Below are 13,673 nucleotides of genomic sequence, written 5' to 3'. Positions count from 1 at the left end.
GGGGCCGGGAGAATCGCCTACCCGCGGATCACGCCGTACCCGTCGTGTGCGAACGGCGCGAACCCGTCCCCACGCGGGCCGCCCGGCTCATGCCGGATCGACCGGTCCGTGCCGAGACGCTTCTCCGCACGCAGCTGCGGCACCTCCGTCAGATCGTACGGCGTCGTCTGATACACCCAGTTGAGCCAGTTGCGCCACAACAGGTTCGCGTGCGCGCGCCACGAGAACAACGGTTCGACGGACGGATCGTCATGCGGGAAATAGTTCTTCGGGAACGGCACGTTGCTCATCCCCTTCGCCATGTCGCGCTCATACTCCTCCGCGAGCGTGTACTTGCCGTACTCCCAGTGACCGAGCGCGAACACCTCGGAGAAATCGCGCGTGGCGATGAGTCCCGGACCCGACTGCGGCCCCCACGTGAGGATCTGCAGATCGGGATTGGCGCGCACGTCGGCCTCGTTCACGCCGGCGAGACGCGAATGCGGCTGCAACGCGATCTCGTCGAAACCGTTCGTCAGGAAGCAGTACTCGTCCTGCAGATACTGCGGGAACACGCCGAACACCTTCTCGGCATAGTCGATCTTATGCACGCCGTACCGCTGGTAGAGCGCGCCCATCGCGCCCCAGCACAGGTACATCGTGGAGAACACGTGCGTGGACGCCCAGTCGAGAATCGTCTTGAACTCGTCCCAATAGTCCACCTGCTCGAACGGCATATGCTCGACCGGGGCGCCGGTCACGACGAACCCGTCATAGTAGTTGTCGGCGAACGCGTCGAGATTCTCGTAGAACTTGAGCAGATGGTCGGCCGAGACATGCGTCGCCTCGTGCGTGGAGGTCTTCATGAAGTCGACCTCGACCTGCAGCGGTGATTTCGAGATGAGACGCAGCAACTGGGTCTCCGTCTCGATCTTCTTCGGCATGAGGTTCAGGATCACCAGCTTGAGCGGGCGGACGCGTTGGCGCTCCGCCTCGGGCTTTTCGAGCGCGAAGATGCGCTCCGAGTCGAGGATGGCTCTGGCCGGCAGGCCGCTGGGAATCTTGATAGGCATGTCTTCATTATGGCCGCGACGCGGATATGCCGCACGCCGCCGGAGCCGCCGCCGTCATAGCATCTCCTTATGACCGGCTATACGCCCGGCCACCAGCCATACGCCCAGCCACCAGCCATACGCCCGGCCACCAGCCATACGACCAAGCAGAGCTTTCACCTTCCTCCCGCCAGCGGGAGGCGGCGCGCAGCGCCGGAGGGTGGTCTGCGATGGTGCGTTGCCGTCGTGTTCGGCTGATGCCGGTGGTGTCGTTGGGCGCAACCACCCCCACCCGGCTTATGTCGGGAGCCCCCGCCGGCGGGGCGAAGGGATCGCGGTGCCGGAGGGTTGTCGCGGCTGGAGGCGCCGTGGTGCCGGAGGGTTGTCGCGGCTGGAGGCGCCGTGGTGCCGGGCCATGCGGTCGCAGCCTTCTTATCTTCCTCCCGCTGGCGGGAGGTGGCGCGCAGCGCCGGAGGGTGGCCACAACGGCCAATCAGACATACGACCAATCCTTCGCACACCCAGCGTCACATATCCCGGGAATCATCCTTGTCCTCCGGGATTTGTGACGCTGACCATACCCAGCGTCACATATCCCGGAGATGAATGGCTTCGTCCGGGATTTGTGACGCTAGCCCCCCGCGCTCAGCGTCACATATTCAGGAAAACAGCCCTATCGTCCGGGATTTGTGACGCTGACCAGTTCCCAGCGTCAGGAATCCCGGACGATAGGGGCATTCTCCCGAATCCGGGACTCTGGGCAGCCCCCAGCGTCCCGGATTCCGGACGAGCCCGCCCTACCGGCCACCGCTTGACTGAGAAGCCCCCGAAAACAACGCGACACGCCGATGGCCAATCGATTTGACGTATTTCGATTCGCCGGTATCTTAGATAGAGCTGTCGCAAAGACAAGCCGACGCGGGGTGGAGCAGCTCGGTAGCTCGCTGGGCTCATAACCCAGAGGTCCATGGTTCAAATCCATGCCCCGCTACCAATGAAAACGCTAGGAATCGCAAGGTTCCTAGCGTTTTTTCGTTTCCCCAAGCTATAGGCCAAATGGGCTCTTCGCATCGTGACGTGTATGCCAATTGGGGCTATAGGGCTATAGGTTATAGACCTGCCATTCGCCCCGGGTGTGGAAGTCGTGCACTGGGTACCGGCTCGCATTGGAGCGTGTAGGCGGGAGGCGGTTGCAACTTGCATTCTGGACTATAGGAACTTTCTCCTCCCGTTGGCGGGAGGAGGCGGGCCCGAGCCCGTCCCTCGTGTCTTCCTCCCGCTGGCGGGAGGTGGCGCGTGAGCGCCGGAGGGTGGTCGCGGGCCCGAGTCGACGTGGCGATGGGGGGCGGACCCGCATTCGCCTTTGTTGTTCCGTGTTGTCCGTCGTCGAAAGGGTGTCTGGTCGGGAAGGACGTGTCTGAAGGTTCGCATGGCGTTGTGCGACGGGGGTCCAGGCCGGCGACCGTGGGGACTCAATGTGGTGTTCCGGATTCCGGTTCCGGGCTCGCCGGTCGGGCGCAGTGGGATGAAGCCGGCGTTTCCGCTTCGACAGGGAGCCGTCGTATCCGTTCCGGTGGGACGGCATGCGCCGTTATCCGATATGTGACCCGGTGTCGCCGAATCCCGGAGATCGACGGCTGTGTCCGGGATTGCTCAACGCCGGCTTCCTGCCGTTAGACCTCGGGGGCGTCCCGGATTCGGGAGATGGGCGGCTTCGTCCGGGATTCCTGACGCTGGGATGGGCGGCGGTGCGCCACAACGGCGTACGGGGATCGTGTTGTGGCGCGGCGGCGTGCCACAACACGGTTGCGGGAGGCGGTTCGCGGGAGTCGTGGCGCGATATGGGGGCTCTTTTGCTCCACGACTCGCGGTGGGAGCGATACCGGCGGCTGTTGTGGAGCAGGCCCGCTCCACAACAGGAGCCGGAGCCGGGATTGCGGGGAGTCGTGGCGCACTTTACGAGCCGGGAACACTGGAAACGGGGGTTTTCGCGGGGATCGCTATGGTATGCCGCTCCACAACAGGCTCTCCGGCACGTGTTGTGGAGCAGACCCGGCCGGGATGCGGGGATGGGAAGCCGCGCCCGCGCGCATCCGCCGCACACACCCCGAAAACGGCTGGCCTACGCCCGGAACGGCTGGCCCAGCAGTGACGGACGCACCGGATTCCGGCCCTGTGGCCACCCTCCGGCGCTGCGCGCCACCTCCCGCCAGCGGGAGGGAATAAGAGAGCTGCGGCCGCACGGTCCGGCACCACGGCGCATCCGGCCCGCGACCACCCTCCGGCACTACGCACCACCTCCCGCCAGCGGGAGGGAATAAGAGAGCTGCGGCCGCACGGTCCGGCACCACGGCGCATCCGGCCCGCGACCACCCTCCGGCACTACGCACCACCTCCCGCTGGCGGGAGGAAAAAGGACTAGACAATCGCGCGGCAACCACTCGCGCCCGTGGCGACGGGCTAGGGCTATAGGCGCCCCACCCCGCTCCACGCCACCTCCCGCCAGCGGGAGGAGTGATAACCGGGGCACAGTCGCACGACCATGCCCCGGTTATCAACACCACGACAGTTCCTATAGCCCCTTCCTATAGTCCACCTATAGTCCACGGCCCCCAACACCACGCAGTGCGAAGAGCCGCCAGTCTACAAGCGCCATCGACTATAGGCCGCACTATAGGCCGCACTATAAGCCGCACTATAAGCCGCTATAGGCTGCGCCGGCGAATCACGGCGAGCATGAACGCGCCGACGGCGAGCGCACTGATGGTCACGCCGAACACAAGCCCCACGTTCACACCGGTTTCGGGCATCGGCTCCTCGGGTTCCTCCGGCGAAGGCTCCTCCGGCTCCTCGGGCTCCTCCGGCTCTTCAGGCTCCTCCGGCTCCTCGATCGTCACCCGCGTGTGCTCCCATTTGTCGTCGTAGCGGCTGGCGGCGGGCATCACGCGGTCGTCGCCGGCGAATTTCCAGACGAATACGTACCAGCCGTGGGTTTCGGCTTTGATCTCGACCGGGTTGCCGTGCGCGTCGGGCGAGCCGGCTCCCACGCGTATCCGTCCGTTGACGGCCGGATACTCCCAGGTGCCTACGAGCCGGTGGTTGGCGTCTTCGACCGGCTCCTCGGCTCCCTTCGGCTCGTATGCGTCGTCGCCCGCGGGGTCGTCCGGGTCGCCGGACCACCAGACGCTTACTTGCGCGAGCGGCTGGTCGGCGCCGATACCGTACACGTCGTCACCGGCGAACGTGCCGTGCCCGTCTGGGAATCCACTCACGGTGATCGTGTCGCTCAGATGCGATCCGACTTGCGCCGCGTGCTCGGTGGCGGCGGATTCAACTTCCACCGTCGCCCGGTTCGAGTTGCTTTCGGCCGCGTCGAGGAACGGAGTGACGACGTCGGCGAGCACGTATTCCTTCGCCGTGTCGCTTTGTGCGGAGGCGTCGATCGCCCACACCCAGGTGCCGATGCCGCCGCGCGCGGGCGTGCGATACGCCTCGCCGCCAGCAGCCTCGCCACCAGCACCAGCACCGTCACCGCCACCACCAGCACCACCAGCACCACCAGCAGAACCAGCACCAGCACCGGCACCCCCATCATCGACCATCGCCTTCGCAGTCACCTGCTGCCCGGCACCGTCGAACGTCGCCTCGCCGTGCGCGACCGGCTCGTAGCCGCGTCGTTTGACGCGCGTGAGGAAGTCCTCGATGGTTTCGCCGTCGTTCGGTTCCATGCGGTCGACGAGACGATCGGCGGGTATGTCGTCGAAATAGTATCCGTCGGCGATGAGCTTCAACCCGTCCGGCCAGTGGCTGTCGTCTCCGGTCACGCCGGACGTCACCTGATCGGAGATCTCCTGTCCGGTGTCGACGATCTTCGCGGACGTGACGGTGGCGAGCGAGGGCGTGAAGTCCTTGCGCACGCGGAAGGTGACACCCACGTTGCTCACGCGTTCCTGCCGACCGAATCCGATGTAGTCCTGGCTGCTGACGAACTGTTCGACGCTCGCCCGGTCGTAGCCGGAATGCACGTTCACGTCGCCTTTGCCGGTGGCGCTCCATGTGTGGCGTATGGGCCGCAGATCCGTCACGCCGCTGACGGTCGCACCGGCCGCGTGCCCGTCTGACGCGTCGAATTGCGCCGGTCCTTCGATGCGCAGTTCGTAGCGGATTCCGGCGATCGACGCGCCTGCCGCGTTGGTCACCTGCACGTCGACGTGTCCGCTGCGGATGCCGTCGACCGTTTCGGATTCGACGCGGATGCCGGTCGGCACGCGTTCGCCCGCTTCGTTCCAGAGTTCCGCGGCGCGCGCGTCGAGTCCGGGATGCTGTTGGCGGATGGCCGCATAGTGGCGTTGCCATGCGCCGGGATCCGCGTCGAAATGGTCGTGGACGAGGATGCCGATGGCGGCGTGGGTGCGTGCGTCGCGGTTTTGCCGGTAGTGGTCGGCGAGCCAGCCGATGCGCCTCGACGCCTCGCTGTCGTCGCGGATGTGCGATGACGAGTATGAGGCTTCGGCGTCTTTGCCGGCTTCCATGCAGTAGACGAGCCGACCGTCGCCGGTCACCGCGAGCGCGCCGATGTACAGGCCCTGCTGCCCGTCGGCGTCGTAGGTCAGGTACGTGTTCGCCGGCGCCCAGCTCATCGGTTCGGCGGCGAGCGCGGCAGGTACTGCCAGCGTCATCGTCGCCGCGAGCGTCACGGCCAAGGCCGACGCCGCGGCGACAGTACGCACGACAGTACGCACGACAGTACGCACGACAGTACGCACGACAGTACGCACGACAGTACGCACGACAGTACGCGCGACAGTACGCGCGACGGTCGCGACGGCGCATGCGACCGTCCGCGCCATGCGCGAGACGGCATGCGCGGCGCGCGCGAGCAGTGTTCGACGCGATGATTGTCCCGTCGACGCCCCTCCCCCGACGTGACGATGCTCGTCACCGCGCCCGTCACCATGACGTCTCCCGTCACCATGACGTCTCCCGTCACTATGACGTCTCCCGTCACCATGACGACCATCGCTGCACGCACTATCGCGATAGTCATCGCAATGACGCCCGTCGCGACGATATCCGGCATCGCGGCATTCGCCGCGGCAATCGTCGCGATGATGCCCGTGAATCTCACCATGTGGTTGTGTGGTTGGTTCGTCGATCATGTCCGTATTCCTCCCTGTCCTGGCCCCGCGCGGCCACCGTTCGTCGGTCGCGCGGGGATTCCGTCGTCGCCCTCCGCGGCGGACCGCGGGGGATTGCCTCAGACTGGCAGATTCGCGCGTTTCACCAACGGTTTTCGCGGGCCTGTGGTCGGAGCCCCCGTCGCCGGGCGTGTTGTGGATAACTCCGACCGTCCGTTTATCCACATTCCGCCGATTCGGGACGCCGCTCGGCGCAGTTGTCCACATGCGTCCGCGCCCGTCCACCGGGTTATCCACCACGACTGGCCGAAAAGGCTGTATTTCCGGCATACCCGCCCCTACAATGGGTGCCGTGGCACATCCAAGGTCGCGTGGCCGCAACGATTGTTGCAGTCAGCGCGATACGCGTGAGAAGTAAGGAGGAGGTCGCCATGTCGAAGACGACCAGTAGCGAGATGAACAACGCCATGGCCGATACGAAGGCGGAAGAGACTGAGCAGGCGGAGGCGAAGAAGGGCGCCAAGGCCACGAAGACCACCAGGAAGAGGACGACGACGCGTCGCCGCAAGGCCGCGCAGCCCACCCAGGTCGCCGTCACCGTCGTGGGCGAGGCTCCGGCACCGTCGATTCCCGTCACCGAGCCGGGCCAGTTCGGCCGCATCAACATTCTGGACGTCACGCCGAACGAGGAGCGCGGCGTGTACCCGGCACGCGTCGAGCTGGGCGAGCCGTTCGAGGTCACCGCGCAGGTGTTCATCGAGGGCCGCACGAAGGTGGGCGCCACCGCGGTCGTGCGCAACCACCGCGGCAAGGAGATGCAGCGCGTCCCGATGACCTGCGTCAACCCGGGCCTCGACCGTTGGGCCGTGAGCCTCACCTGCGGCGAGCATTCCGATGTGAAGCCGTGGGAGCCGGAGTTCGCGCAGATCAAGCGCCAGCTGGGCGAATGGTCCGTCACCATCGAAGGCTGGGAGGACACCTACACGTCCTGGCTGCATGACGCCACCATCAAGGTGAAGGTGAACGACGATGTCGAGAACACGCTGATCTCCGGCGCGCAGCTGCTCGACCGCTGGGCGCACACCCCGGACGCGAAGCTCAAGGCCGCCCAACGCAAGGTGCTTGAGGCCGCCGCGAAGACGATGGCCGACGAGACCCTCTCCCCCGAGGATCGTCTCGCCGCCGCCACCGGCGCCGAAGTCGTCGAACTGCATGAGACGAACCCGCTGCGCGACGGTCTGTCCGCCAGCGCCCCGCAGCGATTCCTCGTGCAGCGTCCGAAGTCCAGCTTCGCCGCCTGGTACCAGTTCTTCCCGCGCTCCGAGGGCGCGTACGTGGACGAGGCGACCGGCAAGATCGTGCAGGGCACGCTGAAGACCTCCGTCTCCGGTCTGGAGCGCGCGAAGGCCGAAGGCTTCGACATCGTGTACCTGCCGCCGATCTTCCCGATCGGCGTCACGAACCGCAAGGGCAAGGACAACTCGCTCAACGCCGGCCCGGACGATCCGGGTTCGCCGTTCGGCATCGGCAGCTCGCTCGGCGGCCACGACACCGTCGATCCGCTGCTCGGCACGATGGACGATTTCAAGGCCCTGTGCGCGAAGGCGCATGAGCTGGGTCTGGAGATCGCGCTCGACTTCGCACTCCAGTGCTCGCCCGACCACCCGTGGGTGAAGCAGCATCCGAACTGGTTCCGCACCAAGCCGGACGGCACGATCGCGTTCGCCGAGAACCCGCCGAAGAAGTACCAGGACATCTACCCGATCGACTTCAACGCGGACATGCCGGGCATCGAGCGCGAGGTCGAGCGCATCATGGACCTGTGGATCGAGGCGGGCGTGACGATCTTCCGCGTCGACAACCCGCACACGAAGCCGGTGCGCTTCTGGCAGGACGTCATCGCCGCGGTCACGAAGAAGCACCCGGAGGTGCTGTTCCTCGCCGAGGCGTTCACCCGCCCGGGCATGATGCGCGCGCTGAGCTACGTGGGCTTCACCCAGTCGCACTGCTACTTCCCGTGGCGCAACACGAAGGAGCAGCTGGAGGAGTACCTCGGCACCACGAACGGCGACGACGGCTACTACCAGCACAACACGTTCTGGCCGACCACGCCGGACATCCTCACCGCCTACGTGCGCGACAACGGCATCGCCGGCCACGCGGTGCGCGCGGTGCTCGCCGCGATGGGTTCGCCGAGCTGGGGCATCTACAACGGCTTCGAGCTGATCGAGAACCAGCAGCGCGACGGCTTCGAGGAGCAGCGCAACAACGAGAAGTACGAGATCAAGGTGCGTGACTGGTCCGAGGCGGACAAGTTCGGCATCGCCGAGCTGCTCACCTCGCTGAACCGCATCCGCCGCGAGCATGTGGAGGCGTTCAGCTACCACAACCTGCACGTGCTGGAGACTTCCGACCCGAACATCCTCGCGTTCGCCCGCCACACGCCGGCGAACCTCACGAAGTCCGGCAAGCCGGAGACGCTGATCGTGGTCGTCAACCTCGACTGCCACAACGCGCATCAGGCGATGGTCCACTTCGAGATGCCGGAGTTCGACGTCGATCCGAAGTGGGGCGCCCACCTGCGCGACGAGCTGACCGGCCGCGACTTCGCGTGGGGTTGGGACAACTTCGTCTCGCTCGCCCCGTGGGCCGACGTGGCGCACGTGTTCACCGTCGTGCACGAGTACGGCGAGTGATTCCTTCCACCGCGTGTTTCGCGGTAAGGTGATTAGCGAACAACAACCAATCAAGGAGAAACCGAAAATGGCTGAAACCTTCAACGTCGTGGTCGAGATCCCGCGCGGCTCGAAGAACAAGTACGAAGTCGACCAGGAGACGGGCCGTGTCTTCCTGGACCGCGAGCTGTTCACCGCCATGGGCTACCCGGATGATTACGGCTACATCGAGGGCACGCTGGGCGAGGACGGCGATCCGCTGGACGCGCTCGTCATGGTGAAGAACTCCGTGTTCCCGGGCTGCGTCATCGAGTGCCGCGCCGTGGGCCTGTACCACATGGAGGACGAAGAGGGCGGCGACGACAAGGTGCTGTGCGTGCCGGCCGACGTCCGCTACGACGACATCCAGGACGTCAAGGACGTCAACGAGTACCACCTCAAGGAGATCAAGCACTTCTTCGAGCAGTACAAGGCCCTTGAGCCCAACAAGGAAGTCCTCCCGGGCGACTACTGGACCGGTGCGGACGTCGCCGAGAAGGAGATCAAGGAAGCGCGCGAGCGCCTCGCCAACTCCGCCAAGTGACGCAGATTGATTAGGCTCCCCTTGCAGGGGAGCTGGCCCGCAAAGCGGGACTGAGGGGTAGCACGGATCCAAGCATCCGGCTACCCCTCAGTCGTTTGTTGCCGGCGATTCCCCTGGCCCCAAACCATGACCTCTCAACCGACTCGTCGTGTTTGGACGCGTACGCCCCAAGCGGCTCTGGTCTTCCCCATCCGCCTCCCGCTCTGGCGGGAGGTGGCGCGCACGAGCCGCCTTCGTATTCCACCTCCCGCTGGCGGGAGGCGGCGCGTAGTTCCGGAGGGTGGTCGCGGACGGAGGTGGTGTGGCACCGGTCCGTGCGGTTGTGATTCGTATCTTCCTCCCGCTGGCGGGAGGTGGCGCGCAGCGCCGAAGGGTGGTCGCGGACGGAGGTGGTGCGGCACCGGCCCATGCGGCTGTGATTCGTATCTTCCTCCCGCTGGCGGGAGGTGGCGTGTAGCGCCGGAGGGTGGTCGGCGATCGTGTATCGCCGTCATGCCCAGCCGATACCAGTGGCGTCGTTGACGCCCACCCCCATCCGGCTCACGCCGGGAGCCCCCGCCGGCGGGGGCAAAGGGATCGGCGGCATGCCATCCCCTCCCATCGGAGGGAGGCAACGCGCACGAACCGCTCCTCGTTTCTTCCCTCCCACCGGAGGGAGGTGGCGTGCGGCGCCGGAGGGTGGTCGCGCCCGGCGGGACGATATGCGCCGATATCCGCCCCGGCGTCACAAATCCCGGAGAACAACGGCTTCATCCGTAACCCGGGACGCACCCCCTCTCCCAGCGTCCCCAATTCGGGAAACGGGCGGCATCATCCGTAACCCGGGACGCCGAGCCCTTCTCAGCGTCCCCAATTCGGGAAATAGGCGGCTTCATCCGTAACCCGGGACACTGAGCCGCTCCCAGCGTCCCCAATTCGGGAAATAGGCGGCATCATCCGTAACCCGGGACACTGAGCCGCTCCCAGCGTCCCGGATTACGGAGATAAGCGGCGTCGTCCGGGATTTGTGACGCTGAGCCGCGGCGTCAGGAATCCCGGACGATAGGGCTGTTCTCCGGGATTTGTGACGCTGGTGGCGAACTCCTGGGGTGATGCGGTGGGCGACCTTCGGGCCGGGGCGTTCTCGGGCTGGGGGACGTTCTCGAGCTCCACCCGCTGTGCCGTTTCGTGCCGCGGGGTGTGACGATGCTCCACTACACGACGTGCGGAATCCATGCCGTGGGGCGGCCGCAGGGGTGACGGTGCTCCACAACGGCATGCGGGGATCGTGATGCGGAACCGCGATGCCCCGCTCGTCGCACCGGTCCGTGCCATGGGGCAGTCGCGGGGATGGCGGTACGCCACAACGGCATGCGGGGATCGTGTTGTGGCATGGTGGTGCGCCACAACGGCATATGGGGATCGTGTTGTGGAGCGGCGGTGCGCCACAACACGGCTGTGAGAGGCGGTTTATGGGAGTTGTGGCGCGTTATGAGGGGGCCGTCCGCTCCACAACGCGCGGTGGGAACGATACCGGCGGCTGTTGTGGAGCAGACCCGCTCCACAACAGGAGCGGAACCCGGTATTCCGGGGAGTTGTGGCGCGGTTTACAGGCCGGGAACGCCGGAAACAGGGGTTCTCGCGGGGGTCGCGGCGGAATGCCGCTCCACAACAGGCTCTCCGGCACGTATTGTGGAGCAGAACCGGACGGGACGTGGGACACGGGGGCAGGAAGCCGTGCGCCGCACGAGTCTGCCGCGTCCTCCGCGCCGCACGCACCCCGGAAACGGCCGGTCCCACGTCCGAACCGGCCAGCTCCACGTCCGGAACAATCACCGGCCCACGCGCAAACGACCGGCCCGGCAGCGGCGGACGCATCGGACTCCGGCCCGTGGCCACCCTCCGGCGCTATGCGCCACCTCCCGCCAGCGGGAGGAGAGATAAAAGGGCTGCAGCCGCATGATTCGGCACCACTTCCGCGGGGCCGCTCTCCGGTATCACGGCACTTCCGGCCCGCGGCCACCCTCCGGCGCCATGCGCCACCTCCCGCCAGCGGGAGGAAGATAAGACAGCTGCAGCCGCATGATCCGGCACCACTTCCGCGGGGCCGCTCTCCGGTATCACGGCACTTCCGGCCCGCGGCCACCCTCCGGCGCCATGCGCCACCTCCCGCCAGCGGGAGGAAGATAAGACAGCTGCAGCCGCATGATCCGGCACCACTTCCGCGGGGCCGCTCTCCGGTGTCACGGCACTTCCGGCCCATGACCACCCTCCGACGCTGCACGCCACCTCCCGCCAGCGGGAGGGGAAGAAGAGGACGACGGTCTCATGATTCGGCACCGCTCCCACGCGACCACCCTCCGGTGTCACGGCACTTCCGACCCGTGACCACCCTCCGACGCTGCGCGCCACCTCCCGCCAGCGGGAGGGGAGACGGGAATCACGACCACACGGTCACACAGTCGCACAGTCACACAGACACACGATCGCACGGTCACACGCCACAAGGCGAAGAGCCCTGTAATCCCGTATATAATCGAGTACCGTAATTTCACCTAGGCGTAGGCGGCGTGTGGGAACGCTGGTCGAGGCCCATCCTGCGGGACGGCGGAGAACCGCCGCGGGATGAACCATTCACGCACACACCATGATTTCGATGATCATCCAATCGTTGCTGATTTCCGTTTCCGTCGCGATGGACGCGTTCGCCGTGTCCATCGGCAAGGGCCTGACCGTGAAGAAGGCGCGGTTCGTGGACGCCCTGAAATGCGGCCTGTGGTTCGGTGGATTCCAGGCGCTGTTCCCGCTGCTCGGCATCTTCGCCGCCTCCACGTTCGCCTCCTATGTGACGAGCGTGGATCATTGGATCATCTTCGTCCTGCTGGCCGTGATCGGCGGCAACATGATCCGCGAGGCGTTCGAGGAGCCTGAGGAGGATGCGAAGGAGACCCCCGACTTCGACTGGAAGCACATGCTGCCGCTGGCGGTGGCGTGCAGCATCGACGCGTTCGCGGTCGGCGTGAGCCTGGGATTGATGAAGATCAACATCGCGTTCACGGTCTCCGCGATGGGTGTGGTGACGGGCCTGTTGTCGATTGCCGGCATCTACATCGGCCGCGTGTTCGGCTCCCGTTGGCAGATTCCGGCGCAGATCGCCGGCGGTGTCGTGCTGATTCTCATCGGCGTCAAGGTGCTGCTCGAGCATCTGGGCATCATCGCGTTCTGAGTACCGTTCCCCCCTCCCCTCTGACGAGGGAGTGTCTGACGAGGGAGGCGCCGAAGGCGACGGAGGGAGCGACCGTGCGCGAATCGCCCCTCAGCCGACGATTCAGCCGACGATTCAGCCGACGATCTGGAGGAACAGGGCGGCGGCGAAGGAGACGAGTCCGAAGAACATGACGGGCAGCAGCGCGACGCCGATCCACGGGGCGCGCTGCGCCGGATCGGCGTCAAGCTCCCTGAGCCACCACACGGAAGCGTAGGCGAGCACGAGCGCGAACAGCACCATCACCGCGACCACGCCCGCGAACAGGAGCGTCGGCGCGGTGATTGCCCCGGCCACCACGTAGGGGAAGAACAACCAGCCGGCCAGCGAGATTGCCGCGGCACCGCCGGTCACGCAATGCGACAGGGCGCGGATGAGGTGAGAACGCTCCTCACGCAGCATCTGCCGTCCGAACGAGACGATGGTGAGGACGACGAGCAGTCCGGCGACGGCGGCCGCCCAGCGGATTTCGGCGGAGTTGGTGTCGAACAGGACGGCGTGGGAATCGTCGTTCGCCATGATCAGGTTCCCGGCGGCGGGGGACACGACGAACACGAGCGACAGTGCTCCGGCGACCAGGCCGATCACACGGTCGATGATGGTCGCGCGGAACGGCCAGTACACGTGGAACAGCACGAGCACGACCGCCAGCAGCACAGTCGCGGCCATCTGTGCGATGATGCCGCCACCGGCGTCGGCCAAAGCCCATACGGCGCCGATCACGATGAGCAACGCGTACGCGAACGCCTGCGCGCCGAGCATCGCCCCGCGCTTGGCGTTCCACTGGCTGACGGTTTCGCCGTTCATATCCACACTCCCGAATCCACAACTCGACCTCGTTGACCGCACCAATCCTACCCGCCGCGCCGGATGCAGCCCCACGCGCGCCACCTCCCGCCCGCGACCACCCTCCGACGCTACGCGCCACCTCCCGCAGGCGGGAGGGAGATGAAAGCCGCTCAGCCGCGCGGCCCATACACGCCATAATGCAGAAGAGCCCGC

At 66.2% G+C, this 13,673-nt stretch carries 6 protein-coding genes and 1 tRNA gene; 4 read left to right on the top strand and 3 right to left on the bottom strand.

Annotation, left to right across the window (positions count from 1 at the left end):
- Positions 1 to 17: 17 nt before the first annotated feature.
- Positions 18 to 1,052, bottom strand: coding sequence for a homoserine O-succinyltransferase (locus tag AC1AYR_RS06535; protein ID WP_476512009.1), 1,035 nt, complete (start codon positions 1,050 to 1,052; stop codon positions 18 to 20).
- An 896-nt stretch (positions 1,053 to 1,948) separates the two neighbouring features.
- On the opposite strand from AC1AYR_RS06535, the gene AC1AYR_RS06530 reads away from it, so the two are divergent.
- A tRNA-Met gene (locus AC1AYR_RS06530) sits at positions 1,949 to 2,025 on the top strand.
- A 1,711-nt stretch (positions 2,026 to 3,736) separates the two neighbouring features.
- Here the strand turns inward: AC1AYR_RS06530 and AC1AYR_RS06525 are convergent.
- Entirely contained in the window at positions 3,737 to 5,761 is a 2,025-nt protein-coding gene (locus AC1AYR_RS06525) for a cell surface protein (RefSeq protein WP_476512008.1), read from the bottom strand.
- A gap of 875 nt (positions 5,762 to 6,636) precedes the next feature.
- On the opposite strand from AC1AYR_RS06525, the gene AC1AYR_RS06520 reads away from it, so the two are divergent.
- From AC1AYR_RS06520 to AC1AYR_RS06510, 3 genes are all read left to right on the top strand, one after another.
- Positions 6,637 to 8,865: an alpha-1,4-glucan--maltose-1-phosphate maltosyltransferase gene (locus AC1AYR_RS06520; RefSeq protein WP_476512036.1), complete on the top strand. Its 2,229-nt coding sequence runs from the start codon at positions 6,637 to 6,639 to the stop codon at positions 8,863 to 8,865.
- A 67-nt stretch (positions 8,866 to 8,932) separates the two neighbouring features.
- Positions 8,933 to 9,427 carry an inorganic diphosphatase gene (locus tag AC1AYR_RS06515; protein WP_476512007.1) on the top strand — a complete coding sequence of 165 codons (495 nt, stop codon included), beginning with the start codon at positions 8,933 to 8,935 and terminating at the stop codon, positions 9,425 to 9,427.
- Between the two features lie 2,635 nt (positions 9,428 to 12,062).
- Positions 12,063 to 12,632, top strand: a complete 570-nt coding sequence (locus tag AC1AYR_RS06510) for a manganese efflux pump MntP (protein WP_476512035.1) — start codon at positions 12,063 to 12,065, stop codon at positions 12,630 to 12,632.
- A 114-nt stretch (positions 12,633 to 12,746) separates the two neighbouring features.
- Here the strand turns inward: AC1AYR_RS06510 and AC1AYR_RS06505 are convergent, their stop codons facing one another.
- Complete coding sequence (locus tag AC1AYR_RS06505; RefSeq protein ID WP_476512006.1) at positions 12,747 to 13,478, bottom strand: hypothetical protein; 732 nt, start codon at positions 13,476 to 13,478, stop codon at positions 12,747 to 12,749.
- Positions 13,479 to 13,673 lie beyond the last annotated feature (195 nt).

This window comes from Bifidobacterium sp. LH_417 (assembly GCF_056357035.1).
This window is presented reverse-complemented; position numbering and strand designations above follow the sequence as displayed.

Excerpts from the sequence above, each read along its gene's own strand:
- AC1AYR_RS06520 (WP_476512036.1), top strand. The coding sequence starts at position 6,637 with ATGGCCGATACGAAGGCGGAAGAGACTGAGCAGGCGGAGGCGAAGAAG.
- AC1AYR_RS06515 (WP_476512007.1), top strand. The coding sequence starts at position 8,933 with ATGGCTGAAACCTTCAACGTCGTGGTCGAGATCCCGCGCGGCTCGAAG.
- AC1AYR_RS06535 (WP_476512009.1), bottom strand. The coding sequence starts at position 1,052 with ATGCCTATCAAGATTCCCAGCGGCCTGCCGGCCAGAGCCATCCTCGAC.
- AC1AYR_RS06505 (WP_476512006.1), bottom strand. The coding sequence starts at position 13,478 with ATGAACGGCGAAACCGTCAGCCAGTGGAACGCCAAGCGCGGGGCGATG.
- AC1AYR_RS06510 (WP_476512035.1), top strand. The coding sequence starts at position 12,063 with ATGATCATCCAATCGTTGCTGATTTCCGTTTCCGTCGCGATGGACGCG.